This is a genomic window from Bifidobacterium thermophilum, from assembly GCF_002846655.1.
Taxonomy (GTDB): Bacteria; Actinomycetota; Actinomycetes; order Actinomycetales; family Bifidobacteriaceae; genus Bifidobacterium; species Bifidobacterium thermophilum.
The window spans coordinates 66,904-93,249 of record NZ_PCGX01000009.1; the positions used below are offsets into that span (position 1 = coordinate 66,904).

Annotated in this window: 22 protein-coding genes and 5 tRNA genes; 5 read left to right on the forward strand and 22 right to left on the reverse strand. The window is 58.7% G+C overall.

Annotation, left to right across the window (positions count from 1 at the left end; genetic code table 11):
• Window positions 1-96: 96 nt before the first annotated feature.
• The 10 genes from CQR48_RS05300 to CQR48_RS05335 form a co-directional block, all read right to left on the reverse strand.
• The gene (locus CQR48_RS05300) at window positions 97-1,122 is read right to left on the reverse strand and encodes a phosphatidylinositol mannoside acyltransferase (protein ID WP_101452275.1); all 1,026 of its coding nucleotides are present in this window, start codon (window positions 1,120-1,122) and stop codon (window positions 97-99) included.
• 8 nt (window positions 1,123-1,130) lie between these two features.
• Window positions 1,131-1,805, reverse strand: coding sequence for a CDP-alcohol phosphatidyltransferase family protein (locus CQR48_RS05305; RefSeq protein WP_101452276.1), 675 nt, complete (start codon window positions 1,803-1,805; stop codon window positions 1,131-1,133).
• Between the two features lie 98 nt (window positions 1,806-1,903).
• Window positions 1,904-3,937: a threonine--tRNA ligase gene (gene thrS / locus CQR48_RS05310; RefSeq protein ID WP_033505630.1), complete on the reverse strand. Its 2,034-nt coding sequence runs from the start codon at window positions 3,935-3,937 to the stop codon at window positions 1,904-1,906.
• 263 nt (window positions 3,938-4,200) lie between these two features.
• A complete protein-coding gene (locus CQR48_RS09410; protein WP_257468012.1) occupies window positions 4,201-4,329 on the reverse strand; it encodes a hypothetical protein in 129 nt (42 codons plus the stop codon).
• Window positions 4,330-4,465: 136 nt separating this feature from the next.
• Window positions 4,466-4,672: a hypothetical protein gene (locus CQR48_RS05315; RefSeq protein WP_101452277.1), complete on the reverse strand. Its 207-nt coding sequence runs from the start codon at window positions 4,670-4,672 to the stop codon at window positions 4,466-4,468.
• Between the two features lie 14 nt (window positions 4,673-4,686).
• On the reverse strand, window positions 4,687-5,250 hold the full coding sequence (locus CQR48_RS09015) for a hypothetical protein (RefSeq protein WP_143252499.1): 564 nt from the start codon (window positions 5,248-5,250) through the stop codon (window positions 4,687-4,689).
• Between the two features lie 1,059 nt (window positions 5,251-6,309).
• Window positions 6,310-6,382: transfer RNA gene (locus CQR48_RS05320), tRNA-Val, on the reverse strand.
• 34 nt (window positions 6,383-6,416) lie between these two features.
• A tRNA-Val gene (locus tag CQR48_RS05325) sits at window positions 6,417-6,488 on the reverse strand.
• A gap of 42 nt (window positions 6,489-6,530) precedes the next feature.
• Window positions 6,531-6,601: transfer RNA gene (locus tag CQR48_RS05330), tRNA-Cys, on the reverse strand.
• Between the two features lie 28 nt (window positions 6,602-6,629).
• A tRNA-Gly gene (locus CQR48_RS05335) sits at window positions 6,630-6,702 on the reverse strand.
• A 210-nt stretch (window positions 6,703-6,912) separates the two neighbouring features.
• Here CQR48_RS05335 and CQR48_RS05340 point away from each other — a divergent pair.
• A complete protein-coding gene (locus tag CQR48_RS05340) occupies window positions 6,913-7,740 on the forward strand; it encodes a PAC2 family protein (protein ID WP_015450588.1) in 828 nt (275 codons plus the stop codon).
• A gap of 125 nt (window positions 7,741-7,865) precedes the next feature.
• Window positions 7,866-7,941 (forward strand) — tRNA-Gly (locus tag CQR48_RS05345).
• Window positions 7,942-8,025: 84 nt separating this feature from the next.
• On the opposite strand, the gene CQR48_RS05350 is transcribed toward CQR48_RS05345, so the two are convergent.
• Together CQR48_RS05350 and uppP are read right to left on the reverse strand one after the other, a co-directional pair.
• Window positions 8,026-8,577 carry a DNA-deoxyinosine glycosylase gene (locus CQR48_RS05350; protein ID WP_101452278.1) on the reverse strand — a complete coding sequence of 184 codons (552 nt, stop codon included), beginning with the start codon at window positions 8,575-8,577 and terminating at the stop codon, window positions 8,026-8,028.
• A gap of 157 nt (window positions 8,578-8,734) precedes the next feature.
• Window positions 8,735-9,655: an undecaprenyl-diphosphatase UppP gene (uppP, locus tag CQR48_RS05355; protein ID WP_101452279.1), complete on the reverse strand. Its 921-nt coding sequence runs from the start codon at window positions 9,653-9,655 to the stop codon at window positions 8,735-8,737.
• A gap of 182 nt (window positions 9,656-9,837) precedes the next feature.
• Here uppP and CQR48_RS05360 point away from each other — a divergent pair, with 182 nt between their 5' ends.
• On the forward strand, window positions 9,838-10,629 hold the full coding sequence (locus CQR48_RS05360; protein WP_101452280.1) for a fructosamine kinase family protein: 792 nt from the start codon (window positions 9,838-9,840) through the stop codon (window positions 10,627-10,629).
• A gap of 178 nt (window positions 10,630-10,807) precedes the next feature.
• Here the strand turns inward: CQR48_RS05360 and dnaJ are convergent, their stop codons facing one another.
• Together dnaJ and hrcA are read right to left on the reverse strand one after the other, a co-directional pair.
• Entirely contained in the window at window positions 10,808-11,953 is a 1,146-nt protein-coding gene (gene dnaJ / locus CQR48_RS05365; protein WP_101452281.1) for a molecular chaperone DnaJ, read from the reverse strand.
• Between the two features lie 50 nt (window positions 11,954-12,003).
• Window positions 12,004-13,086, reverse strand: coding sequence for a heat-inducible transcriptional repressor HrcA (gene hrcA / locus CQR48_RS05370; protein ID WP_101452282.1), 1,083 nt, complete (start codon window positions 13,084-13,086; stop codon window positions 12,004-12,006).
• 408 nt (window positions 13,087-13,494) lie between these two features.
• Between hrcA and tkt the strand changes: the two genes are divergently transcribed.
• Window positions 13,495-15,594, forward strand: a complete 2,100-nt coding sequence (tkt, locus tag CQR48_RS05375; RefSeq protein WP_015450594.1) for a transketolase — start codon at window positions 13,495-13,497, stop codon at window positions 15,592-15,594.
• A 116-nt stretch (window positions 15,595-15,710) separates the two neighbouring features.
• The gene (gene tal / locus CQR48_RS05380) at window positions 15,711-16,814 is read left to right on the forward strand and encodes a transaldolase (protein ID WP_015450595.1); all 1,104 of its coding nucleotides are present in this window, start codon (window positions 15,711-15,713) and stop codon (window positions 16,812-16,814) included.
• 655 nt (window positions 16,815-17,469) lie between these two features.
• Here tal and CQR48_RS05385 read toward each other — a convergent pair.
• From CQR48_RS05385 to CQR48_RS05420, 8 genes are all read right to left on the reverse strand, one after another.
• Complete coding sequence (locus CQR48_RS05385; RefSeq protein ID WP_101452283.1) at window positions 17,470-19,008, reverse strand: aminotransferase class I/II-fold pyridoxal phosphate-dependent enzyme; 1,539 nt, start codon at window positions 19,006-19,008, stop codon at window positions 17,470-17,472.
• Between the two features lie 170 nt (window positions 19,009-19,178).
• On the reverse strand, window positions 19,179-20,039 hold the full coding sequence (locus CQR48_RS05390) for an HAD family hydrolase (RefSeq protein ID WP_044282420.1): 861 nt from the start codon (window positions 20,037-20,039) through the stop codon (window positions 19,179-19,181).
• 354 nt (window positions 20,040-20,393) lie between these two features.
• Window positions 20,394-20,645, reverse strand: coding sequence for a preprotein translocase subunit SecG (gene secG / locus CQR48_RS05395; protein WP_015450598.1), 252 nt, complete (start codon window positions 20,643-20,645; stop codon window positions 20,394-20,396).
• 153 nt (window positions 20,646-20,798) lie between these two features.
• Entirely contained in the window at window positions 20,799-21,605 is an 807-nt protein-coding gene (gene tpiA / locus CQR48_RS05400) for a triose-phosphate isomerase (RefSeq protein WP_015450599.1), read from the reverse strand.
• 128 nt (window positions 21,606-21,733) lie between these two features.
• Entirely contained in the window at window positions 21,734-22,939 is a 1,206-nt protein-coding gene (locus CQR48_RS05405; RefSeq protein WP_015450600.1) for a phosphoglycerate kinase, read from the reverse strand.
• Between the two features lie 172 nt (window positions 22,940-23,111).
• Window positions 23,112-24,134: a DNA-binding protein WhiA gene (whiA, locus tag CQR48_RS05410; RefSeq protein ID WP_015450601.1), complete on the reverse strand. Its 1,023-nt coding sequence runs from the start codon at window positions 24,132-24,134 to the stop codon at window positions 23,112-23,114.
• Between the two features lie 152 nt (window positions 24,135-24,286).
• Entirely contained in the window at window positions 24,287-25,228 is a 942-nt protein-coding gene (gene rapZ / locus CQR48_RS05415) for an RNase adapter RapZ (RefSeq protein ID WP_015450602.1), read from the reverse strand.
• Window positions 25,221-26,249, reverse strand: a complete 1,029-nt coding sequence (locus CQR48_RS05420) for a shikimate dehydrogenase family protein (RefSeq protein ID WP_052401538.1) — start codon at window positions 26,247-26,249, stop codon at window positions 25,221-25,223. Before CQR48_RS05420 ends, rapZ begins: the two co-directional genes overlap by 8 nt.
• Window positions 26,250-26,346 lie beyond the last annotated feature (97 nt).

The following is a 26,346-nucleotide window of genomic DNA, read 5'->3' on the forward strand; positions in this document are numbered from 1 at the left end:
GTATCGTCGCGAAAATCTGCGTTCGACATCATGTCCTTTCTTCCGTCGGAAGGCAATAGTCATAGCCTACACCGCCTGCAAACGTCGGTGAAGCGGTCATATGCCGCGGCGACGACGTTCAATCAATGCCAGCACTTCATCCGGCACGTCCTTGAGCCGCGAGACGTCAAGATCCTCAATGAAAATCGGCTGAAGCATATGCCAATCCTGCGGATGCTGCGCGATTCCCCGTGACCAGACGTCAACCCACGCCTGGCTGATATCGTGAATCGCCTGTTCGCGGGGAAGACCAGCGAACCGGGCGACATCGATTGGAGCGCTGACATGGCAGACATACCCGTATGGGGTACGGGCTGTCCTGCGTCTTTCTCCATGCAGACGTTCACGATACATATTGACGACATACAGGGGCAAGCCGGTGTCATAGGCCAAGGTTGCAGGCCCTCGCGCCACACGAATCATCGAGTCGAAGGCGTGGACGAATTCGCCGTGACGGCTCAGATCACGGTCTGCGAGTAGCGGCACCACCACATGCGGCTTGACCAGTTTTTCCTCCAGTTTGCCGATCAGGCCGGGCTGACCGGTGAGCAGGATTGAAATGCCCAGGGACCGTCTGATGTCCACGAAAGTCTTGAGCAGTTCTTCGTTCTTCAGCCGTTCGGCGACCGTGGTCACCGGGGCGACATCGCGATACGCCCAATACCCGGCGTAATCCCAATTGCCTTGATGTCCCATAGCGATGGGCGCCGAACCGGCTTGCGCACGCGTGGATTCGATGATCAGCGCACACCCGGGGCCGGCCCCGCGTACACGGGCACTCAGGCACTCATCGCTTCTGCCGCCGACCGTCATGGCTTCAGAAAAATAGGTGAAATAGGACCGCATCGCCCGGTGGGAAACATGCCGCAGATGCATCCTGTTCTGGATTGCCGCCCATACGCCGTCATGTTCAGACCGGTTGCGGTCATGCAATACGTGTGACAGGTTGCGTTCCAATTGCTTGACGCCTCCGGCGCGCGTCAGCCAAGCGATATCAGCGGCGAACAGGAACAGCCCCCTGACCAGCCGCTCAGGCAGCATGCCGGCGTGCTTGGCGATGAAGATAAGGACCCTGTCAAGCATGGCCGGTGTTACCGCTCGTTGGTGCCGATATTGGAATCCCGCTCATCGGCTTTCATCTGACGCCGCACTTCGAAAATCCTCTGGAACACCGTAATCAGGCCGAGCACAGCCAAGAGCGCCATCGCGATGGCAAGCCACAGCCCGTTATGGGTCAATCCGGTCACGAACATGCCGACCAGGATGATGAACAGGCGATCAGCGCGTGTCGCGATGCCGTTTTTCGCCTCATACCCCACGGATTCCGCACGGGCACGGGCATAGGAGGTGACGAATGAGGTCATGATGGAAACGAGCGCGCAGCCGATGCCGACATGAGAGATGACGTCCTCGCCGGATCCGCCGTGCATCCACCAGTCGCTATGCAGGTAGAAAATCAGGATGCAGCCGATGAGAACCGCCCAATCGGCGATTCTGTCAAGGGTTGAATCAAGGAATGCGCCGAATTTCGTTCCCCCGGTGGTCAGCATGGCCACAGAACCGTCCAGGGAATCGAACAGCACGACAATCGCGAGGAAAAACACGAGCGGAATGATCCAACCGGTGATGCCGATCACGACGGACAACGCTATGGACAGAATCGACCCGGTGATGGTGATGCCATTGGCGCTCATATGCATACGCACGCAGACACGGGCGATGGGTTCGGTCAGTTTCTTCCACAGTCCCCGGCAATGTTCCAGCATTGTCTTCAATACCTTTCTTGTCGATTATCGGCAGGCGAATCGGGCGGCACTGAAATGTCCAGTGCCGCCCGAACCCGTTCAGCGCAATGCCGTACTGGTCACTTGGTCGCGGCCGCGAAATCGTCGGCGTTGTTCACTTGGACACGCTTCTTGATGACTTCGAGGATCCACGCCTTAGCCTGGTCCACCGGCACGCCGTTGAGCTGGCTACCGTCACGGAACCTGAAGCTGACAGCGTTCTTCTTGACGTCCTCCTCACCGGCAATAAGCGTGAACGGAACTTTCGACTTGGACGCATTGCGGATCTTCTTACCGAAGCGATCGTCCGAGTTGTCCATCTCGCAGCGCACGAGGTTCTCCTCGAGATCGTCAATGAACGCCTGCAGATGCGGGGCGAACTCGTCGGCGACCGGGATGCCCGTGACCTGCACCGGGGCGAGCCACACCGGGAAGGCGCCGGCGTAATGCTCGAGCAGGATGGCGAAGAAACGCTCAATGGAGCCGAACAGGGCACGGTGAATCATCACCGGGCGCTGGTGGGTGCCATCGGCGGCGATGTATTCGAGGCCGAAGCGCTCAGGCAAGTTGAAGTCGAGCTGGATGGTGGACACCTGCCAGGTACGGCCGATGGCATCGCGCGCCTGAACAGAGATCTTCGGGCCGTAGAACGCGGCACCAGCAGGATCGTCGACGAGTTCGAGTCCGGATTCCTTGGCGACCTCGGCGAGCGTATTGGTCGCTTCCTCCCAGATCTCGTCGGAGCCGACGAACTTGTGGGGATCCTTGGTCGACAATTCCAGATAGAAGTCATTGAGGCCGAAGTCCTTGAGCACCTTGAGCACGAAGGTGAGCAGGCGGCGAAGCTCAGGCTTCATCTGCTCGCGCGTGCAGTAGATATGCGAATCATCCTGAGTCAGACCGCGGACTCGCGTCAGGCCGTGCACCACGCCGGACTTCTCGTAGCGGTACACCGTGCCGAATTCGAACAGCCGCAGCGGTAGTTCGCGGTACGAGCGCTGGCGCGACTTGAAAATCAGATTGTGCATCGGGCAGTTCATCGGCTTGAGGTAGTAGTCGAAGCCCTGCTTGGTGACGTTGCCGTCCGCATCACGTTCCTCGTCAACGCGCATCGGCGGATACATATTGTCCTTGTACCAATGCAGATGCCCGGATGTCTCATACAGGCCGCCCTTGGTGATATGCGGGGTCTGCACGAAGCTGTAATGGGCCTTGCGATGCATTTCGCGAGAGTAATCCTCCATCGCGTTGATGACCGCGGCGCCCTTCGGATGGAACACGGCGAGACCAGGTCCAATCTCCTCCGGGAAGGAGAACAAGTCCATTTCCTGCCCGAGCTTGCGGTGATCGCGCTTGGCAGCCTCTTCCATGCGGGACATATAGGCCTTCAGGTCGTCCTTGCTCGCCCACGCGGTGCCGTAGATACGCTGAAGCATCGGGTTCTTCTCATCGCCGCGCCAATATGCGGCTGCGGTGCGTTCCAGCTTGAATGCCTTGATGTAGCGCGTGTTCGGCAGGTGAGGTCCGCGGCACAGATCCTTCCACACCACATTGCCTTCACGGTCGACATTGTCGTACATGGTCAGCTCGCCCTTGCCGGAGACCTCGGTGGACGCGGCTTCGTCGATTTCGGCTTCCTTGGCGCCAATCAGCTCAAGCTTGTAGGGCTGGCCCGCTTCTTCGGCGCGAGCTTCTTCCTCGCTGACCACGCGGCGGCGGAAGGACTGGGAGGACTTGATGATGCGCTGCATGCGCTTTTCGATTTCCTTGAGATCCTCCGGAGTGAACGGATCCTTGACGTCGAAATCGTAGTAGAAGCCATCCTTGATGACAGGGCCGATGCCGAGCTTGGCATCAGGACGAATCTCCTGCACGGCCTGTGCCATGACGTGGGTTGCGGAGTGCCGCATGATGGCCAGACCGTCCTCGGAATCGAGGGCGATCGACTCAACCTTGTCACCATCGTGAAGAGGGGTGTACAGGTCACGGGGTTCGCCGTTAAGACGCACGGCGATGATGTCTTTGTTGTCGCTGAAGAGATCGACGCCGGTCTGGCTTGCATCCACCTCCTTCACTTCACCGTTGACTGTTATGGAGATGGTTTGTTCTGCCATGAGGTGTCCTTTGCTATCGGGGCCCGCGGTACTAAGGTGCAGGCCTGGACTGTGTGTTACCTCGTTTACGGTAAATGCGGGACACGACATTACGGACAGGCACGGCATGAACGTGCCAGGCGTCCATGGTGAGGCGTGCATGCGAAAGCGTCTTTGCGTGCATGCGAAAGACGCACACAGTAAGACGGCTCGGTAAGACGTGCATCCAGAAGCGCGGCGCGATGACACACCTAGGCGAATGTCAGCATTGTTCTGGGCGACGGTCACTGGCATGTCCCGATACGATAGCTGACACGCCGGCGAACGCGGTTCTTCTTCCCGATGTCGTCGATGTCGAAGTCATCGATGCAGGATTCAAGATCTCGCAGAGTCGTATGTTGCCGGGTGCTCATTGCCTTTTGGACTGAGGATAGGGATTCCACATCGCATGCAATGAAATAGTGTTTAAAACACTGACCGGTGGATTATCAAGCATATTGAGGAATTCCACGACATATTGCCGTGGAAGGGCGTGTTCGGCCATGGATATCACTGTTCCTCTTTTTTCGAGGCTGGCTCATTGGGTTTCCTGAGAATCTTTGCCGTTGTATAAGTCAGATTGGCAAGCATGACCAGGATGATCACGGCCATGAGCGCTATGTTGCCGGTTGGGAAAATGGCCATCAGTGCCGCAAGCAGGCAAACGGTCGTGGAGAGCGAGAGGACTATATCGGTATTCGAGTTGTTGTTTTTCATTGTTTTGCTCCTAATTATGGTGATGAGGTTGGTGACAGTTTACCATGACGGACACCGTGGGAAACGAGCGAATGGGGATGAAAATGCGTAACGGATTGCGCAGTAAGGTGAATTGTATGGATGAGGGGGATACCACCATCAGTCTGTCTTTTTGGAAATAGGCAGGCGCATCCTTGTGTCCCGGTTTCGGTTCCTCGTTGAGGAACACATGGAATCCGGATAGAAGAATCTATGACCTTTCTTACATTGTCCTTACCGAATCTGCGGTTCACCTCATAAAGGTCCGTAGAGTCCTGCATTGCGGTGATGAAGGTTGCGACATCAGCGGATACGCCTATTTTTTCACCGTGCGCATTTTCAAGAATCCAACGTTGTCCGTCATCCAACGGTTCTGATAAACGCACATCGGGAGCGATTCCAGTCATGTGTCGTCCCCTTTCCTGGGTGGTTTCCCTGATTCGTAAAATCCACATCTGATGGCTGTGCGCAATGGCCCGCCAGTGTTGGCCGTCACTGTTTTTGCGGCCATGGTATGAATTGCCGAACGGTGGTGATGGATCGCGCTCTCCGCTACTCATTGGCGTATGCGATCAAGAGGATCGGGATCGGCGCCATGCACGGCGACCGGTCCAACAACGACGCCCGCCCGGCGGTTGCACCGCGCACCGCATGATCGTGCGCAGCATGATGTACGCCTCTCGTTTGGGTGTCGCGTCCAACGGGCAGGTATCTAGCCATCGGTTCACGTCCTCCACACTGATCTCCTCCAAGACACGCATCCCGAACACCTGTTTGACCCGGTGCAACAGTAGGCGTTTGCGCCGCAATGTGCGGGCGCCAACGGTTCACGCGCGCTACTGGAATGGAACCGGCCCCACTTATCCATCCACTCGTCCGCCCAATCCATGAACAATACGCCCGTGCACGCTCACGCGCGTCACGTTCGCGAGGATGAATCCAGTCCGCCGTGCCGCGTCCGTACGCGCACACCAACAACTCCTCACCCTCCAACCACTCACGCGCCAACGCGACCGTGGGAAACTGACGCCTGACCTTGCTTTTGGACTGTTTGGGATGCGCGTACGCCGCCATCCACCCGACCGTTTTGCCCTGCTTGTTCTTCTTTTCGGTGATGCTACCGAACCGGTGTGTTCTCATGTTCTAACCTAATGCGACAAAGGATTGTTGGTTTATTGGCCAAAATGTGTGTCTGGAAAACGGGTGTAGGGGTTGTCCTGCCGAGCGTGTCGCGGTTTCGAATCCTCATGCCGCCACTTTCGAGCCCGGCCAGAATGTGTGTCCGAAACCGGCGCGGCCCCGTTGCGGCGCAAGGCATGCAGGCGATTCGAATGTGCCGGATTGGTGGAATGAACACTCCACGATGCCCCAAATGCCACGGGATGATGAAGAAGAACGGTTCGCCCAGCGCCGGGTGCATGGCAGACGACCCGAATCCCGATGCGATACGGCACCGGCATCGATTGGAACGAATTCCACACACCAACCGAATACCACGGCACCCCCGACTGACCCGCCACCGGACACACATGTCAGCAATAACCGAGAAATCCCCGGAAAGACGAGTGATTGCATGGAAAACAAAAAACGCCACGCTGTGCGTGACGTTCCTGATGATGTGGGTGATGCAGGAATCGAACCTGCGACCCCTTCCGTGTGAAGGAAGTGCGCTAGCCGCTGCGCCAATCACCCGATTGGTGAAGAAAGCCGGATTCCTCCGGACTCGTGGGCGATACAAGATTCGAACTTGTGACCCCTTCCGTGTCAGGGAAGTGCGCTACCTCTGCGCCAACCGCCCAGGTTGTGTCTTGGTTTGGAAGACTTACGCCTTCCTCGCCAGAGGTGGGTACGAGAGTCGAACTCGTCTATACGGCTTTGCAGGCCGCTGCCTAACCGCTTGGCTAACCCACCGTAAGGTCGTCAACTCATCGGACCTTAGAGCGGACAACGGGACTCGAACCCGCGCTCTCGACCTTGGCAAGGTCGCGCTTTACCAACTAAGCTATGTCCGCGTTTCAACCACATTGCTGTGTTTGAAGCAACGAGTAATTACTATAACGACATCCATGTGATTTGCAAAATCGAGTGCCTTCCTCGGCGTGTCGCTTTCTGCCGTCGTCGTTCCCATCAGCAGGGAAAGCTCAATATTTCCAAGGGCTGAGAGGATTCACCACCGGCATAAGCGCCGGCACACACCGCGAGGAACAGATACATTAGAGGCTATGAGAGCAGAACCGATGCATGAGACATTCATGATTTCCGCCTTCGAGGGCTGGAACGATGCGAGCCAAGCCGCAAGCGAAGTCATCCATTACCTCATCGGCCACTACGAATCCAAACTCATCCACGAAATCAATTCGGATGGTTATTACGACTACCAGGCCACCCGCCCGATGCTCTGCCATATCACCGGCCGGGCACGCATCATCTGGCCGCACACCTCGTTCTACGACATCACCCTCTCCCCCGACCTACACGTTCTGGTCCAGATCGCCCCCGAACCGAATTATCACTGGAAAGACTATTGCAGGGAGGTCCTGCATGTCGCCGAGGACTATGACGTCACCCATGTCATCACGCTCGGCTCGATGTACGCCGCATGCCCGCACACCAGGCCGCTGCCGGTAGACATTTCCAGTGCCACCTGCTCTTGCGAGCTCGACCGTGAATACAGCGGCCCCATCGGTATCACCACCATACTTGACCAGATGGCCTGCAACGCTGGCATGCGTACGACATCCATGTGGGTGTCCATTCCCAAGTACATGAATACGGATATGTGTGCGCAGGGTACATTGGAACTTGTGCACGGACTGTCCACGATTCTCGGCGTGCCGCTTGACACCAAGGATCTGGCGGCGAGGGCGGAGACATGGAAGATGAAGGCGTCCACAATCGCCGCATGTGACGACCGGCTGTCAGCGTATATCGCCAAGCTAGAGCGCGAGTACGACCTCGCCCAGCGCGCCCGCACCATAGCCTCGCTCGGGGCGCCGCAAGCCGAACAGCTGGTCAAAGAGGCTGAGGCATTTCTCAAACGCATGGAGTAAAACGGCGATTCACCTTCAGCAGTCGTGTTGACCGGCCGACACGCCGTGGATTTGTCGGCCGGTCAACATGACGCTATAGTAATCCACGTTCCAAGTCGTGCGGTTACGTTGTGACAGAAGAACATGCGGACATAGCTTAGTTGGTAAAGCGCGACCTTGCCAAGGTCGAGAGCGCGGGTTCGAGTCCCGTTGTCCGCTCCATCATCCCGGGTGTCAAGCCCGGGATTTTTGTTTTCCACTGTAGGCTTCCCCTCCGCGGCCCTGCTTCTCCCGCCCGCGGACACGTCAGTTGCCGCATGCACCGCCACAATCGGCTCCCGCCCCAAGCACCCCTGCACGGGCGAACGCCGCTCGATAAATCGACACCAGATCATCCAGCGACTTGGCTGCATTTGCCGGACTCGTGGACGCCACTGTCATCATCTCCACATCAATACCGAGCCGTTTGAGTCCGGGTTCGACAAGTTTGACGTACAGCTGTCCAGCCTTGCTTCCAGTGGTCATCACCAGCCGTATCGGCGCGCCACGCAGAATCATGCTGATGTCGTTGGGCTCGGGATTACGGATGCTACCGTCGCTCGCCCCCGAAATATCACAGGAGGCAAGCACGTCCCACAATGCGACATGATGGTTCAACGCGAACGCCGCACGCGTGGCCGGCTCGCGCCCGGGATTGCCGCCGAACACCGCCGCCATCACAGGCCAGAACCGGTTTCTGGGATGCATATAGTAAAAGCCCCGCTCCCTTGATTTCGGGCTCGGCATACTGCCCAGCACAAGCACTTGCGAAGCCTCGTCCCATACAGGGCCGAATCCGTGAACCACATGTTGCATCATGGAAGGGCATGATACCCACAGGCCTGCTCAGGGTAGACAGCGCTCTTCGGATATGCGAAGGGCGCCACACGTATGAATCCGCGAATCCGCGGAACCACACGCATGACGCCCTCGCCGCCCGCCACGTGCGTGGCGGCAACGCACAGCCTGCCGTAGGTCAGAACATCGCCGTCACGGTGTTGACCATCTCGATCGCAGCCGTCTTGGTCGTCTGCTCCATCGGCTGCAATGCGCCGGCGATCAGCAGAATCGCGACGATAACAGCGATCACGATACGGTAGATAGCGAACGCGCGGTATGAGAACGTCGAAACGAACTTCAGGAAGCCGATGATCACTACATAACCAACCAGGAAACTGACGACAGTCGCCGCGATGGTCGCACCCCAACCCGGGAAGGTCGGATCGGCAGCAGCCGAACCCACCGATTTCACGGTTTCCAGAATGCCCGCACCGAAGACCGCCGGAATCGCCATAAGGAAGCTCACCCGCACCGCAGCTTCACGGGTGTATCCCATCGCACGGCCGAAAGTGATGGTGCCGCCGGAACGCGACACGCCAGGAATCAAAGCGAGCATCTGTCCGATACCGAAAATCAGCGCCTCTTTCCAGTTCATCTCGCGAATCGTCTTCTTCTGCGGCGCCTTCGCATCAATCACCCACAGCAGGACGCCGAAGATGATCAGCACCGTCACCGTAATCCACAGGTTGCGCAACGTGGTCTCGATGGCGTCCTGGAACAGCAGACCGGCCACGACAATCGGAATGGTGCCGATGATGATGTACCAGCCTTCGGCCGCGTCCCTGTCCCGCGTGCCGAACCGCTCCTTCCAGTCCCCCGTGACCGGACGGGTGAACAGGCAGCGGAACCAATGTGACAGAATGCGCGCGATATCACGGCGGAAATACAACAGAACCGCGAGTTCAGTACCCAGCTGAATGATTGCGGTGAACGCAGCCCCAGGATCGGTGTGCAACATCAGCTCGCCGATGATACGAATATGTGCGCTCGACGATACCGGAAGATATTCGGTAAGCGCCTGCACCAAGCCGAGAATAATCGCTTGGAAGAAATTCATGATCCCTCTTATCGTGTCGAATCGATTGTCTATCTGGTTGTCAGTATTGCTTACAGCAGATGACGTGACTAACTTTATCCGGCCGTGTGCATATTTCCCACAACACGGTTCGGTTTTGCCGCAAAGAGCACACACAACGGGAAAGGCATACACTGGAATAAACCGATCAGGAGGTTGTTCATATGGCGAAATACCGCAAGAGCAGGATGTTCGCTCCCGCAGGGTTCTTCGAATGCGAGGGCCGCGGGTTGCAATGGTTGGGTCAAGCCCAAGCCCAGGGCGGACCGCGCGTGGTCGACGTCTACGGATGGGGCGACAACTGGCTGGATATCGAGCGTGTCGAAGGCTGCTCGCCCACGCCGAAAGCCGCATACGATTTCGGGGCCGCGCTCGCCCATATGCATGACGCCGGCGCCGCGCATTTCGGGTCGGCTCCGGATGGATACACGGGAACGTGCTATTTTGGCCCGTTGCAGGATCCTGTTCCCATGGACACCGGCACTTGGGATGATCCAGTGAGTTATCTGGCCGACGGCAGGCTGAGGCCGATGGTGCAACTCGGCATCCAGCGGGGTGAGCTCACCGATGACGATCTGGCATTGACCGATGAGGTCATCGAGCGTCTGCCTGATTTGCTGGGTCGCGCTGCGGATGACACTCCGGCACGCGTGCATGGCGATTTGTGGAGTGGCAATGTCATGTGGACCCGTGACAGTGGCGACGTGGAAGCCGTGCTGATCGACCCTGCCGCCCATGGCGGGCATCGCGAAGAGGATTTGGCGATGCTGAACCTGTTCGGCATGTCGTATTTGCACGAGATTCTTGACGGGTATCAGCGAGTGCACCCGTTGAAGTCGGGCTGGCAGGATCGCATCACCATCTGGCAGCTCTACCCTATCGCCGGTCATTGCGTGTTCTTTGGCGGCGGCTATGTCAGCGAGTACCGTTCGATGTGCCATGCGCTGCTGAAATAGCAACGGCTGCGGACGGCTTTACGCCCGCTTGCAACGTATGTGCCCGCCTGTTGTCGATGGTGCGTTTGTGGAAACGCGCTGCCGACAGCAGACGGGCATATTGGTATGTCATTGGTATTCATCGGTATCGGGATGATCCGTTCGATTGTCCAGATCCGCCCGGACCGTCGCAGCGATATCAGGCCAAAGCGTCTTTCAGCTTGCTGAAGAAGCCTTTCTTACCGCTCAACGGCTTGCAGCTTTGTTCGACTTTTGGCTTGTCGCCGTCATGACGTTCACCGAATTGTTCGATCAACCGGCGTTCGTCGTCCTTCAGCTTGGTCGGGATGACCACATTGACGTGGATGATCAGGTCTCCGCGGCTGTCTTCACCGAGTTTGGTGGCGCCAAGCCCTTTGAGGGTCACCGTTTGTTCAGGCTGGCATCCTTCGGGGATGTCGAGATGCTGTGAACCGTCGAAAGTATCGATGTCGAGCCCGTGGCCGAGTACCGCCCAGCTCATCGGAATCCGCACCCAGCAGTGCAGGTCGTCGCCGTCGCGTGTGAATTGCTTGTCCGGCTTGATGCGGATATCGACGTACAAATCGCCTGCGGCGCCGCCGCCTTCACCGACTTCCCCCTGATGCGGCAACCGCAATCTGGTGTCGTCATGGACACCTGCGGGGACTGTCACGCCCACCTCGCGAGTGGTACGTACGCGACCGTGCCCCATGCATGTCGGGCAGGGGTGCTCGATGATCGTGCCGTGCCCTTCGCAACGTTCGCATGGCGCGGATGTCATCATCTGGCCGAGCATCGTGCGCACGACTTTCTGGCGGTACCCTTGTCCGTGGCAGTCGGGGCATGTCACCGGCTGGGAGCCTTCTGTGGCACCCGATCCGCCGCATTCCTGACACAGGCCGAAGGTGTTGATAGTCACGTGGGCGACACCACCGAACACGGCGGTTTTCAGGTCAATGGACGTTCTGGCGAGCGCATCCCTTCCCGGCTGGGTGCGCGGGGTGGGGCCTTGCGAAGCGCCACCGCCGAAAGCACCGCCGAAAAATTGTCCGAAGATGTCGCCGACATCGCCCATATCGAAACCGGCTGCCCCGGACCCGAAACCGCTTGACGGGTCATTCGGGTCGACGCCCTGGTCGTACATCCGGCGTTTATCGGGGTTGGACAGCACTTCGTAGGCGCTGTTGACCTCCTTGAATTTGTCCTCGAATTCCGGACCGGCGATATCAGGATGGTATTTGCGGCTCATCTTGCGATAGGCCTTTTTGATTTCCTCTTCGCTGGCCGTGCGTTCCACGCCCAGGACCTCGTAGTAGTCTGCCACTGCTTATTTCCTTTGGTTGGTTTCTGCAAGTATTGTGTCACAGCCCTATGTCAGCTGTCTGCGTCTGTCGCGTCTTCGCCGATGATTCCGGTGAGGTATCTGGCGACCGCTCGGACCGCGGCCATGGTCGTGACGTAATCCATATGCGTGGGACCGATTGACCCGACAAAAGCGACAGGCTTGCCGGCTTGCGCGGAGGCAGAGCCTTCGGAGACTGTCGCGTTGATATGCCCGTATCCGCTGGTGACGACGGAGGCGTGCATGAGTTCGGGGGTATGCGTTTCCGATCCGATGGCGACACCCACGCCGTTTTCCGTGACTTCCTCGCTTAGTGAATTCATGAGTCTCATGATGACGACCTGTTCCTCGAGCGCGTCGAGCAGCGGGGCCATCTCTGTGCCGGAATGCTGATGGGCGAGTTTCGATGTACCCGCCATATACATGTCGGTTGCCTGTTCGTCTTCTGCCATGCTGGTCAGTGCGCAGGACAGTGCCTGTGCCAGTGCCGACAGTTCGCCGTGTTCGACGGTTTTGCCCAAGGCGACGATTGTTTTCGCTGCCAGGGTCAGGGATTGCCCGACACAGCGCGCGTTGACCGTCTCCGAGAAGGTCGCGAGCAGTTCGGTCGAGGGCAACGGGTGCACTTCCAAGGTATGCTGGGCGACTCTTCCGGTATCAGTGATGATGACCGCAAGCAGTTTGTTCATGGATACAGGGACGATTTCGACGTGCCTGAGCGTAGATTTCGACAACGCCGGGGAGGCGACGACCGCCACCTGTCCGGTGATGCGGGCAAGCAATCGGGCGGCGCGCTGCAAGGTGTCCTCAAGGCTGACGGAGCCGCCGAGAAAGTTGCCGATCGCCCTGCGTTGCGCTGATGACAGCGGAACGACGGTCGCCAAGCGGTCAACGAAGTATCGGTATCCTTTTTCGGTTGGCACTCGGCCGGCGGAGGTATGGGGCTGGACCAGGTAACCTTCGTCTTCCAGAGCGGCCATATCGTTGCGCACGGTCGCCGAGCTCACACCGAGATGGTGGTTCCGTGTCAGCGATGTCGAGCCGACCGGCTCCTGCGAACGGATGTAGTCCTCCACCACGGCGCGCAGGACCAACATGCGTCTCGATTGCGTCATATGCGCGCCTCCTTATTCATTCTTTTCTGTGTTTCTTTGTCGTTCTCGTGTTTCACGTTCCGTGAGGGTTCTTCTGTTGGAATCATGCCGGTCTCCCGTCTAGGCGGGCAGGTGCGCGCCTGTGTACCGGAGCACACGACACAGGCATGATTTCTGATGAGAAGTCGATATGTATTGTCTTAGCACTCCAGAGTCGAGAGTGCTAATCGGTTCATCGACAGGGAAATCCGCACAAACATCATGTTCATTTGCACCAACAAGAGCACACGAATGTGCCATAACACGCCAAAAGCGCACCCCGAAGTCTGATGCAATAGTTAGCATGGAAGGGCAATGTGAGGGCGTCCGTGGCGCGGCACAAGCCGAATGCGCGGCCACCCGAAGTATTGGAAGGAAAGTAGATCACCTATGACCGATTTCACCTGGTCTGAATTGGACGAGCGCGCCGTCAAGATGGCGAAGGTCCTCTCCGCCGACGCCGTCGAGCGTGCTGGACACGGCCACCCCGGCTCCCCTGTGTCCCTGGCTCCGATTGCCTACACGCTGTATCAGCACTACATCAAGCACGATCCGAACGATCCCAAGTGGGCCGGACGTGATCGCTTCATCCTCTCCGGTGGCCATGCTTCGCTCACGCAGTACGTGCAGCTGTTCTTCTCTGGCTACGGCCTGACGCTGGACGACCTCAAGTACTTCCGCGGCGGCGCCGACACCCGCACCCCGGGCCATCCTGAGTACGGCCTGACCCCGGGCATCGAAATGACCACCGGCCCGCTCGGCCAGGGTCTCGCTTCCGCCGTCGGTTTCGCATACGGCCAGCGCTTCGAGCGCGGTCTGCTCGACCCGGATGCCGCCGAAGGCACCTCCCCGTTCGACCACAAGGTGTGGGTCATCTGCGGTGAAGGCGACGTCGAGGAAGGCGTTTCCTCCGAAGCCGGCTCACTCGCTGGCAACCAGAAGCTCGGCAACCTCTTCGTGATCTTCGATGCGAACCACATCCAGATCGAAGGCGACACCAAGCTCACCTTCTCCGAGGACATCCTCAAGCGTTACGAGGCCTACGGCTGGTACACCGACGAAGTGTCCTTCATCCAGCCCGACGGCTCCTACAAGGAGGACGTCGAGGCGCTCGCCGCGGCCATCGACAAGGCCGAGACCGTCACCGACCGTCCGCACTTCATCAAGGTCGACACGCTCATCGCATGGCCGACCCCGGGCAAGACCAACAACGAGGCTTCCCACGGCTCCAAGCTCGGTGCCGAGGCTGTCGCCGGCCTGAAGAAGGAACTCGGCTTCGACCCGGACGTCGACTTCCCGATCGACGAGGAAGCCCTCGCCCATGCCCGTAAGGTCGCCGAGCGCGGTCTCGAGGCCCACAAGGAGTGGGACGAGAAGTTCGCCGCCTGGCAGAAGGCCAACCCGGACAAGGCCGCCCTGTATGAGCGCATCAAGGCACACAAGCTGCCTGAAGGCTTCGACGAGGCCATCGACGCCTTCGAAGCAGCTCAGGAAGTCGGCAAGGGTGTCGCCACTCGTAAGTCCTCCGGCCAGGTCCTCAACGCCATCGCTGAGGTCATGCCTGAGCTGTGGGGCGGTTCCGCCGATCTTGGTGGCTCCAACAACACCAACATCAACGGCGCAAAGTCCTTCGGTCCGTCCTCCGACGAGACCCGCACTTGGCCTGAGCAGTCCGAATACGGCCGCCAGCTGCACTTCGGCGTGCGCGAGTTCGCGATGGGTGCCATCACCAACGGCATCCTGCTCGGCTCCGACACCCGCCCGTTCAACGGCACGTTCTTCCAGTTCTCCGATTACGAGCGTCCGGCTGTGCGTCTGGCCGCACTCATGGAGATCCCGAACCTGTACGTGTGGACCCACGATTCCGTCGCCCTCGGCGAGGACGGCCCGACCCACCAGCCGATCGAGCATCTGGCCGCCTTCCGCGCCATGCCGCAGCTCGAGGTCGTGCGTCCTGCCGACGCCTACGAGACCGCAGAGGCCTACCGTTACTTCTTCGAGAAGAAGAACACCCTGCCGACCGCAATGATCCTCACCCGCCAGGGTGTGCCGACGCTCGCCGAGACCAAGGACAAGGCGAAGGACGGTGTCCGCAAGGGCGCTTACGTCCTCGTCGACACCGAGGGCACCCCGGACGTGATCGTCATGGCTTCCGGCTCCGAGGTCCAGTGGGCCGTGGCCGCCGCCAAGACCCTCGCCGCTGAAGGCATCAAGGCCCGCGTTGTGTCCTTCCCGTCCATGGAATGGTTCGAGGAGCAGGACGACGAGTACAAGGAGGAAATCCTCCCGGCCGGCGTCAAGGCTCGCGTCTCCATCGAGGCCGGCGTTGCCATGCCGTGGTACAAGTACCTCGGTGCTTACGGCAAGGCCATCTCCATCGAGCAGTTCGGCCTGCAGGGTGACGGCGCCCAGAACATGATCGATCTGGGTATCACCGCCGAGCACGTCGTGGAGGCTGCCAAGGCTTCCATCGCCGAAGTGAACGCCTGATTCCGTTCATTTCATCACGGAAGGGTACCAAGACGTTCGCGTAAAGGAAACCTCAAGGTACCCTTCCATATAGAATAAATGTGTTCCCATCTAGGAATATCAAGGAGTAACACAACATGACTGAAGCAACTCAGCGCACCAGCGACAACGGTGTTTCCATTTGGCTGGACGACCTGTCCCGCACCCGCATCGAGTCCGGCTCCCTGCAGGACCTCATCAAGAACAAGAACGTCGTTGGCGTGACCACCAACCCGTCCATCTTCCAGAAGGCCCTCTCCCAGGTCGGCCCGTACGATGCGCAGCTCAAGGAGCTCGGTAAGGTCGACGTTGAGACCGCCGTGCGCGAGCTGACCACCACCGACGTGCGCAACGCGACCGATATCTTCCGTGATATCGCCGAGGCCACGGACTTCGTCGACGGCCGCGTCTCCATCGAAGTGGACCCGCGTCTTGCCCATGAGACCGAAGCCACCGAGAAGCAGGCTGTGGAACTGTGGGAGAAGGTCAACCGCCCGAACGCCATGATCAAGATCCCGGCGACCCTCGAGGGCCTTCCGGCTATCACCGCCACGCTCGCCAAGGGCATCTCCGTCAACGTGACGCTGATCTTCTCCATCGAGCGCTATGAGCAGGTCATCGACGCCTTCATCGAGGGCATCGCCCAGGCTGACGCCAACGGCCACGACCTCAAGCACATCGGCTCCGTCGCTTCCTTCTTCGTGTCCCGCGTGGACACCGCTGTCGACAAGCTGCTCGAAGCCAACGGCTCCGACGAGGCCAAGGCCCTCGAAGGCAAGGCCGCTGTCGCCAACGCTCGTCTGGCTTACAAGCTCTTCGAGGATAAGTTCGCGAACGATCCTCGCTGGGCTGCTCTCGAGGCCAAGGGCGCCAAGAAGCAGCGTCCGCTGTGGGCTTCCACCGGCACCAAGAACGCCGCGTACTCCGATTGCAAGTATGTCGACGAGCTCGTCGCTCCGCACGTGGTCAACACCATGCCGGAGAAGACCCTGAACGCTCTCGCCGATCACGGCAACGGCGCTCCGTCCATCAAGGGCACCTATGAGGAGTCTCAGGCCATCATGGACAAGCTCGCTGCCCTGGGCATCAACATCAAGGATGTCACCGACCAGCTCGAGGCTGACGGTGTCGCCAAGTTCATCGCCTCTTGGGATTCCGTGCTGGCTGATGTCCAGTCCGGTATCGACCGCGTCAACGGCTGAGACTATGAATCCACGCTGATGTAACTCATCAGTAGAGCAATAACGCAACTGGCCCCGCTTCCCCACTTTGGGAGGCGGGGCCAGTTGCGTTTTGGACGGAAACTGATATCGACACATGCTGGCTCGGTGAGACGCGGTGCTATGTGGGACTTACAGGTCGGTAATCTTCTGTTTGCTGATGACGCCTATCTGTGACATCGTTGTCACAGCACACCTGACCTTTCTGTTCCACCGACGTGAGACTACTGTCAGCGTCGGTTGAACAGAAAGAAGCGGCATATTCAGGTCGAGCCAAGGAGGGAAACCGTCCGCCGCTGCACCAACCAGCTATGAATATCACGACGTCAGCATAGCGAGTTTGTAGTGTTACTCAAACTGGCGACGATAAGGGCCGTCCCAGCGTAACCAGTTTGTACCCCATAACAAACTGGTTGCGGAAAAGGGGGTTCCGGCGTAGCTAGTTTGTAATGCAACACAAACTGATGACGGAATCCACTCACGCAGCGTAGCCGGTTTGTGGACTGGCACAAATCGGCTATGGAACACGCACACTGAGGGTCGCCGGATTATGCGATGGCCACGCGGTTACGCCGCCATCACACACGGGCATTCGGTTCCCGTAGCATCAGGGACCACGGTTTCAGCTTTTGGCTGATTATTGATGATAGGTGGCCAGGAAATTGCGCAGTTTGGCGGTGGCGTCCTTGAGCACTTCGATTCTCGGCAAATAGACCACACGGAAATGATCGGGCTGCTGCCAATTGAACCCACTGCCCTGCACGATGAGGAGCTTCTGCTCGCGCAACAAATCCAGCGCGAACTTCTCGTCGTCCTTGATACCGAAGCGTTTGACATCCAGCTTCGGGAAGATGTAGAACGCGGCTTTCGGCTTGACCGCCGACACGCCCGGAATCGAGTTCAATGCCTCATAGATGTATTCGCGCTGCTCGTAAATCCTGCCGCCCGGAACGATATAGTCGTTGACGCTCTGATGGCCGCCGAGCGCGGTCTGGATGATGGACTGTGCAGGGACATTCGAGCAGATGCGCATGTTCGTCAGCATGTTCAATCCCTCGATGTAGTCCTTCGCAATCTTCTTGTTGCCACTGAGCACCATCCAGCCGACGCGGTATCCGGCAATCATGTGTGATTTCGACAGTCCTGAGAAGGTGACGCAGAACAGGTCAGGCGCCATGGACGCGATGGAGACGTGCTTGAGACCGTCCATCACCAAGCGGTCGTAGATTTCGTCGGAGAATATCATGAGCTGATGCTCACGGGCGAGTTCAACGATCTGCTGCAGCACTTCCGGCGGGTACAACGCGCCAGTCGGATTGTTCGGGTTGATGATGACAATCGCTTTCGTACGGTCGGTGATCTTGCGCCGCATATCCTCGATATCGGGATACCATTCCGACTGCTCGTCACACACGTAATGCACGGCCGTACCGCCCGCCAGCGTGACGCACGCCGTCCACAACGGATAATCAGGCGAAGGCACCAGCACCTCATCACCGTTGTCAAGCAACGCCGACATGCTCAGATTGATCAGCTCACTCACACCGTTGCCGGTGTAAATCCCGTCGATGCTGACATTCGGGATATTCTTGAGCTGCGCGTATTGCATGATCGCCTTGCGGGCTGAGAACAGGCCTTTCGAATCGGAATAGCCTTCGCAATCGGTCAGTTGCTGCGCCATGTCGTATACGACTTCATCAGGCGTGCGGAAGCCGAACGGCGCCGGATTGCCGATATTGAGCTTGAGGACATGGGTCCCGGAGGCTTCCATTCGCGCCGCTTCGTCGACAACAGGTCCTCTGACATCATAGAGCACGTTATCAAGCTTCGATGACTTGCCGAAATGCCGCATGGTGGTTCCTTTCGTTGATGCAGCCTTAACGTCGAGATGCTCAGGCGAGCCTTCGCCGGATTCCGGGGATGTGGAAGCATCCGGCTTCCTGCGGGTCATCTCGTCGCTGTCCCCTATCAGCCACGAGGCGCTCACGCCGAGCATATCAGCCAAGGCGTTGACTGTTTCGGTACGCGGGACGGTTTTTCCGCTCACATACTGGCTGACATGGCTTTTGCCAAGATGCACGCCGAATTCGGGTGCACGCCTGACGATGTCTATCTGCTTGAGGTGGCGTTGGTTCATCGCCTGGGTGAGCCGTTGTGCGAACAATCCTTCTGCCATAACACTCCAGAGTTCAACGTATGTTCAATCTTATCAGGAACTATAGCACAACTCCAGAAAACAATGAACCGATAAGTCTGAAATTGAACTATACAGCGTTACAGGAAGTTCAATTCGATTCCGGGGGCATCACCATCGTCATTTGGGATGCTCATACCATTGGAAGATGCTTACATCCCCCAGTGCCGTTCAATCCATTGGGCCACACCATCCTCATTATTCGATGGGCAGATGTCATCCGCGATTGCCAACACCTTGGGATTCGCATTCGACACCGCTACACCGGTTCCCGAGCGCCGCATCATCGCGATATCAATCAGATCGTCGCCGAATGAAACAGTCTGCGACAGCGGAATATTCATCGACGCGCAAATCCGTTCCAGCGACCGTTCCTTGTTCGCCTGCGGGTTCATCAGCATCCACATTGATCCTTCGGAGATGCTCACCGAAAAATCGTCCGGGACGAGCCTACCCAACACCGACCACTGGTACGGATCGGGAAAGATGATGATCTTGTCGGCAACGCCATCGGGTACGTCCGTGAAATCCGTAATGACGAAGGTCTGCGTTTTCCAGTAGACGCTGACGTCAAAATTCGTGTACCGGACGTCATCCATGACGATGCCGATCTTCAACCCCGGCAATTCATGCACAAGATACCTGCACACCTCGCATGCGCGTCGGGATGAGAACCCGATTTTCATCAGATGCCCGTCATCGGGCAGTACACCGCTGGTGAGCATATCGACGTCGGACGCAGACGGATTGGTGTCGATCAGTGCCCCGTTGAGGTAGATGCACGCGTCGACTGGCAGTCTGTCGACGACATCGTATCCAGTGCTCACCGGGCGCGCCGTCGCAACGGCGAATCGAACGCCCGCGTCATGCATCCGCCACACGGCGTCGATGGAATGCTCAGTGAGATACCGTTCCTCGAAGGTCGGGGCATCGTGCATCAACGTTCCATCAAGATCGGCGACGACCAAACGCACGGGCGTATCGCAGCGGTCCCGGTTATTATCGGGATTCATGGGTGCACCATGTTCAAGTCGGTCCCCATGTTCGGGACGCTCGGGGGTGGTGTCTGTCCCCGATTGGGATGATGATGTCGCCTCAATCATTGTTGCTTCCTCTCCCCCAACCGACCGATGCATGGGATTGCCGCCGTTGCGCGATTGCTTCCTGGCGAGCGGTGATGTTGGGCCGAGCATTTGATATGCCGATGGATACAAAATCCGCCCTGTCTCCGCATGGGAAGCAGGGCGGTTTCATGACGATGCTGGACTGATATCCGCTGATATCTATCGTGCTGAATTACCGTGACGATAGCGAAGGAACCGGCGAGACTGCAAACGTATCGTCTGTGTGCCGGAATTCGCAACGATTCAGCCGCCGATATTGAATTTAGTGAACAAATCGAGGGTGATAATCAGAGCGACCCAAAGCACCGCGATGATCACCGTCCAACGGTTCAGGTTCTTCTCGGCGACGCCTGAAGATCCCGCGTTCTGAGTGAGACCGCCGCCGAACATGTCGGAAAGGCCGCCGCCCTTGCCCTTGTGCATAAGAATGAGCAGCGTCAACAGGAAGCTGAGTACAACGACCAGAATCTGGATAACCAGCTTGAGAACAGCCAAACCTGACACGAGTTGAACCTCCATTGTGTGTAACTTGTCTAAGCATAGCGCAACCGCGGGATTTTGGCATGCTAACCCCGAAAGGGGCAAGGCACCCTGACAAACGGCAAGGATATACTGTACCAAACCAATCCCGTCGAGCGCGGCCCCGCGCTACTTGCGGCCAGACGCCCCGGATTTCGACACAAGCCGTACAATCTTGGCGAGTTCCTCCGCGTGCAAGGACGCGCCACCGACCAGGAAACCATCGACATCGGGTTGGGTGATCAATTGGGACGCATTCTTCGAGGTCACTGACCCGCCGTACAAGATACGCAGGCTCGTGGCTGTCTCATCGCCGAAGGTCTCACGGATATCGTCACGAATCGCCTTGGCTGCATCCTGGGCTGACTGCGGGGTGGCCACCATGCCGGTGCCAATCGCCCAAACCGGCTCATAAGCAATCAGCAGCTTCGTGGCCTCTTCCACAGACAGGTCACGGGTCACATCCCGCACTTGGCCGACGGCGAAATCAAGCTCGATGCCCTGCTTGCGTTCCTCGTAGCTTTCGCCCACGCACAGGATGGGCCGCATACCAGCTGCGAGCACGGCGCGGACCTGGTCGACGATATTCGCGTCATCTTCCGGATGGTATTTGCGTCGCTCCGAATGGCCGACAATCACATATGAACAACCCAGCGCCGCCAGCATATCTGCGGAAACGTCACCGGTGAACGCCCCTTGCGAAGTCACGGACACGGATTGCGCGCCATACTTGATGGGCAGATCATCGGCTTCGACCAGCACCTGGACACTGCGAATCGACGTGAACGACGGCATCAACGCGACCTCGCACGTGCGCGGGTCCACATGCGCGTCCCGCAACAGCCATGCGAATTTCTGGACGAAATAGGTCGCCTCGAGATGATTGAAGTTCATCTTCCAGTTCCCCGCGACCAGCGGAATCCGATTCACCGCCATACCATCTCCATCTTTGTCAACAACCCCGACACCACTTTTCCGGTGACGATACGTACACGACACCGGGAAACACGTGTGCGGGCACGCCGGTCACGACATGCCCGCACACGGTTCGCCGTGCATGCGAATTACTCGAGCACCTTCAGACCCGGAAGCTCCTTGCCCTCGAGGAACTCGAGGGAAGCGCCACCACCGGTGGAGATGTGGGAGAAGCCATCCTCCGGGAAGCCGAGGTTGCGCACGGCAGAAGCGGAATCGCCGCCGCCGACGATGGTGAACGCACCAGCCTTGGTCGCATCGACCAGACCCTGCGCCACAGCGCGGGTGCCCTCAGCGAACTGAGCGACTTCGAAGACACCCATCGGGCCGTTCCACACGACCGTCTTGGAATCGACGATCTTGTCGTGGAACAGCTTCTGGGAATCCGGGCCGATGTCCAGACCCATCTTGTCAGCCGGGATGGCATCCGCCTTGACGACCTCCGGTGCAATCGGGGTGTCACCAGCCGGGAAGCCGGCGTTCACGACGATATCGGTCGGAAGCACGAGCTCGACACCGGTCTTCTCAGCGGTCTGGATGTAGCCCTTGACCGTTTCGAGCTGATCTTCCTCGAGCAGCGAGGTGCCGACCTCATAGCCCTTGGCCTTGAGGAAGGTATAGACCATGCCACCGCCGATGACCAGACGGTTGGCGCTGCCGAGCAGGTTCTCGATGACGCCGAGCTTGTCGGAGACCTTGGAACCGCCGAGCACGACCGTCAGCGGGCGTTCCGGGTTCTCGGTGGCGCGGGACAGCGCCTTAACTTCCTTCTCGACGAGCAGGCCGGCCGCGGAAGGCAGGAACTTGGCGATGGAGTAGTTGGAGCCCTGGGCGCGGTGCACGACACCGAAGCCGTCGGAGACGAACACGTCGCCGAGTTCGGCGATCTTCTTCGCATAGGCGTCGCGCTCGGCTTCGTCCTTGCTGGTCTCCTCAGGGTTGAAACGCACATTCTGCAGCAGCACGACGTCACCGTCGTTCATCGCCGCGACCTTGGCATGGGCGTCCTGGCCATAGGTGTCCTCGGCGAGCGGGACATCGACACCCAGCAGCTCACCAAGACGCTTGGCAACCGGCGCGAGAGACAGTTCAGGAACAACCTTGCCCTTCGGACGGCCGAGATGCGCCATGAGGATGACCTTGGCGCCGTCGGCGCGCAAAGCCTTGATGGTCGGCAGGGCGGCACGGATACGGCCGTCATCGGTGATCGTGGTGCCGTCCAGCGGAACGTTGAAATCCGCGCGGACGAGAACGCGCTTGCCCTTGAGATCTCCAAGATCCTTCAGTGTCTTCATGAATATCCTTTCCTAACCGCATGCCACACAGGCCATGCGGGAAGATGGTGACGTGACTACGCCAATTGCGATGATACAGGCAACGAAGAACAAAAGACGCCATCCTTCGCGTGCAGCGAGAAGGATGACGCCGTCAAAGTGGGAAACGCAACCGTGTCGCGAAACGAGAGGCTCACAACCCCTGTTGCCGCGCATTCTGGACTTTCTCCGCTTTCTGCAGCAGCCGCCGGATGCGCCCTGCGATTGCATCTTTGCTGATTGGGGGATCAGCAAGGCGGCCGAGTTCCTCCAGGCTGGCGTCACGGTGATCGAGGCGAAGCTGTCCCGCCGCACGCAGTTTCGGCGGAATATCATCGCCGAGGATTTCGAAGGCGTTGCGCACTTTTTCGGTCGCTTCGGCCGCGGCTTTCGCGCTGCGGCGCATATTGGCGTCATCGAAATTCGCCAGACGATTCGTCTTGCCTCGCGGTTCGCCGTCGGTGCGCTTGCCGGTCCATTCCCTTGCGGACTGGGGTGCGCCAATCAGGTTGAGCAGCCGTTCGATGGCGTCAGGATCACGAAGAGTCACACGCTCCGAGCTGCGCACCTGACGTGTTTTCGCACTGATGCCCAGACGATGAGCTGCGCCTTGGAGAGCCAATGCCGCCTCATGGGTGGGGCAGATGACCTCGAGATAGCCGGCCGTGCCGATGTCCGAGATACGGCCGTGGGCCATGAACGCACCACGCCATGCGGCTTTGATCTGCGGGATTTTCCCGTTCACGATCTCGGGCGGCAGGCCACGAACCACGCGATGGATGCGCGGATTGTACAGTCCCAGCCAGACAGCTAGTCCCATAGCCCCATGATCGACGACGACGTTGTACCGCTGGATGATTTGACCCTGCGGGGTCTTACGGCGGACCGACTTGATGACAGCGTCAAATTTCGGTTGCTTGGCACCGTTCTGCTCGTGCAACGGCTGTCTCTTCGCGACTTCCTGAGCCTGGTGCTGGAACTGGTTGACAATGGCATTGTGCAGCCATTTCGCCGCTTCCAGCGAATCGAACTGTGCGAACAACACGACCTGTTTGCTGCTGGTCTGACGCAGACCGCCGCCAAATTGGAACATGGCGGCCGCCTGAGCCACCATTGCAGCTGGCAGGTCATCGTTAATCGTGGCGAGTTCGCTATTGACATCATCGAGAAGAGCCAAGAGCCAACCTCCTACTTCCTGTTTCTCTTCACTGCCTCTGCAACATGCCGGCATAATCCGGCAAGGTGGCAACGTGTAACTGTGATATCCAATATCTTGGACAAGATTACGACAAGCCGTGTAAATTCAGCTTGGGGCTTTTCGCCATGCGGTCAGGCCTGATGCAGATGGCGATGCAGCTCGCGCGCGGACACCGTCACGGACAATCCTTGCGCGCGCAGACGCTCGGCAAGTGCATTGCTCATGGCCACTGAACGATGCTGACCTCCGGTACAGCCGATGGCTATGGTCACATAATGTTTGTCTTCCCTGGCGTAACCGTCGATGGCGATACTGATGGCTCGCTGGTAGGCGTCAAGGAACTCCTTGGCACCCTTGCTCGAGAGCACATAGTCGCTGACCGGTTTGTCCAGACCGGTAAGCTCACGCAGGGAAGGCACCCAGTACGGATTAGGCAGGAATCTGACATCCGCCACGAAATCGGCATCGATCGGGATGCCGTATTTGAACCCGAAACTGAAGATGTGGACCGAAACCGTGGTGGGGCCGGAGCCGAGTAACGCCTCATACAGTTTGGTGGACAGCTGATGGATGCTGAGCGACGACGTGTCGATCACCATATCCGCATGTTCCTTGAGATTGGCGAGCAACGTACGTTCTTCGAGAATGCCGTCGATCAGCCGGTTGCCATGCTGGAGCGGATGTGGGCGACGTACGGACTCGTACCGTTTGATCAGCACTTCGTTGCTGGCATCGAGGAACAGGATGCGCGTCTTGACACCCAGGTCATCAAGATGACTGAGCACCTCAGACAAATCGTCGAAATAGCTGCGCGAACGAACATCCACCACGGCTGCGAGCTTGTGGACCTTCGAACCGGAGGATGTCATCATATCGACCAACGGAATCAGGAGTTTCGGGGGCATATTGTCGACAACGTACCACCCCATGTCCTCGAGTGCATCCGCGGCATGCGTGCGTCCGGCTCCGCTCATACCGGTGATGAGCAGCACCTCGAAAGAATCGGCGGGATCCGGTCGATCGCCATTTCCCGTGGCGGCGGTCGCAGGGCTTTGTTCGCTCGTTTCAGCCATTCAGTGCCTCCAATAACGCTTCTCTCATTGCATCTTCCAGCGGGGCATCGACTTCCGCCATGGCTGCCGGCTGATCCCCGTTCCAGCGTTCCGCTCCCCTGCCGGTCATCAGGCATACCTGCCCGATGGCTTGATACAGGAGCATGTCCTCGCCGCCGATGGACAGGCCGCCCGCCTGCGACCAAGCGCGGTTCAATGCGCTGGGACGTGGATCATAGGCGACGTCGAGCAAAGTGCCGTGTACCATGGCTCCGGCTTCACCCAAGGCGTCCGCAATGGGATCCGCGGCCCTCGACGGGATCGTCGAAATGACGATATCGCAATCGGCGATCGTCTCAGGGACACGGTCGAGCACGATGATGTCGACGTCGATGCCGATGCCCGACAATCTGCCGTTGTCTCGATGCTCGGCAAGTGCGACGATGTCCGCATTATGCTCTGGATGGCGTGCGGCTACGGTGATACGCCGTACCACTGCTCCCCCCGGAGAGGTCAACTGAGACAATGCGGCAATCGCGGACATCGCGGTGTTCCCGTTGCCGATGACCAACGCGTGCATACCATGCCTCTGGGGTCGCATATCCGCTCCTGCCGTCTGCCACGCGTGGCGGATGGCGAGGTCGATGCCGTCAACGTCCGTGTTATACAGGCGCATCAAGGGAAGGCCGTGTTCTCGCGCCGGGCCGGGGATGCCGGGCTCGTCCCAGTCGAAGACCACGGTGTTGGCGACGGCAAGCCTGCGCGCCCACATATTGGAGGGAAGTCCGTACGGCTGGATGGTGCGTTTCAACGGCATGGTGAGGCTCAGACCTCGCCAACTCGAATCAAGACCTGACAGAAACGGCCCAAGATGATTCTCGTCGATCTCGTAGCGGTGATACGACCACGTGCCGGCGAGGCCGAGCGCACGGTAGGCTGCCTGATGCAGTGTCGGCGAGAGTGAATGCCTAATCGGCTTGCCGAGCACCGCGCACTGGTTGCCGGTAATCGGAGCTCCCGCGGAATCCTCGATATCCATCATGCGTGTGCCTCCCCGTGTTCCAATCGTGTCTTCATGCCGCGCACCCGTTCGGTGACGACGTTTCCGGCATTGCCCATGGTAGCCGAATCACTCGTCC

Coding starts and splice junctions, on each gene's coding strand:
- CQR48_RS05300 (WP_101452275.1), bottom strand. CDS start 1,122: ATGCTTGACAGGGTCCTTATCTTCATCGCCAAGCACGCCGGCATGCTG.
- CQR48_RS05305 (WP_101452276.1), bottom strand. CDS start 1,805: ATGCTGGAACATTGCCGGGGACTGTGGAAGAAACTGACCGAACCCATC.
- thrS (WP_033505630.1), bottom strand. CDS start 3,937: ATGGCAGAACAAACCATCTCCATAACAGTCAACGGTGAAGTGAAGGAG.
- CQR48_RS09410 (WP_257468012.1), bottom strand. CDS start 4,329: ATGAGCACCCGGCAACATACGACTCTGCGAGATCTTGAATCCTGCATC.
- CQR48_RS05315 (WP_101452277.1), bottom strand. CDS start 4,672: ATGAAAAACAACAACTCGAATACCGATATAGTCCTCTCGCTCTCCACG.
- CQR48_RS09015 (WP_143252499.1), bottom strand. CDS start 5,250: ATGAGTAGCGGAGAGCGCGATCCATCACCACCGTTCGGCAATTCATAC.
- CQR48_RS05340 (WP_015450588.1), top strand. CDS start 6,913: ATGAGAGCAGAACCGATGCATGAGACATTCATGATTTCCGCCTTCGAG.
- CQR48_RS05350 (WP_101452278.1), bottom strand. CDS start 8,577: ATGATGCAACATGTGGTTCACGGATTCGGCCCTGTATGGGACGAGGCT.
- uppP (WP_101452279.1), bottom strand. CDS start 9,655: ATGAATTTCTTCCAAGCGATTATTCTCGGCTTGGTGCAGGCGCTTACC.
- CQR48_RS05360 (WP_101452280.1), top strand. CDS start 9,838: ATGGCGAAATACCGCAAGAGCAGGATGTTCGCTCCCGCAGGGTTCTTC.
- hrcA (WP_101452282.1), bottom strand. CDS start 13,086: ATGACGCAATCGAGACGCATGTTGGTCCTGCGCGCCGTGGTGGAGGAC.
- tkt (WP_015450594.1), top strand. CDS start 13,495: ATGACCGATTTCACCTGGTCTGAATTGGACGAGCGCGCCGTCAAGATG.
- tal (WP_015450595.1), top strand. CDS start 15,711: ATGACTGAAGCAACTCAGCGCACCAGCGACAACGGTGTTTCCATTTGG.
- CQR48_RS05385 (WP_101452283.1), bottom strand. CDS start 19,008: ATGGCAGAAGGATTGTTCGCACAACGGCTCACCCAGGCGATGAACCAA.
- CQR48_RS05390 (WP_044282420.1), bottom strand. CDS start 20,039: ATGAATCCCGATAATAACCGGGACCGCTGCGATACGCCCGTGCGTTTG.
- tpiA (WP_015450599.1), bottom strand. CDS start 21,605: ATGGCGGTGAATCGGATTCCGCTGGTCGCGGGGAACTGGAAGATGAAC.
- CQR48_RS05405 (WP_015450600.1), bottom strand. CDS start 22,939: ATGAAGACACTGAAGGATCTTGGAGATCTCAAGGGCAAGCGCGTTCTC.
- rapZ (WP_015450602.1), bottom strand. CDS start 25,228: ATGGCTGAAACGAGCGAACAAAGCCCTGCGACCGCCGCCACGGGAAAT.
- CQR48_RS05420 (WP_052401538.1), bottom strand. CDS start 26,249: ATGATGGATATCGAGGATTCCGCGGGAGCTCCGATTACCGGCAACCAG.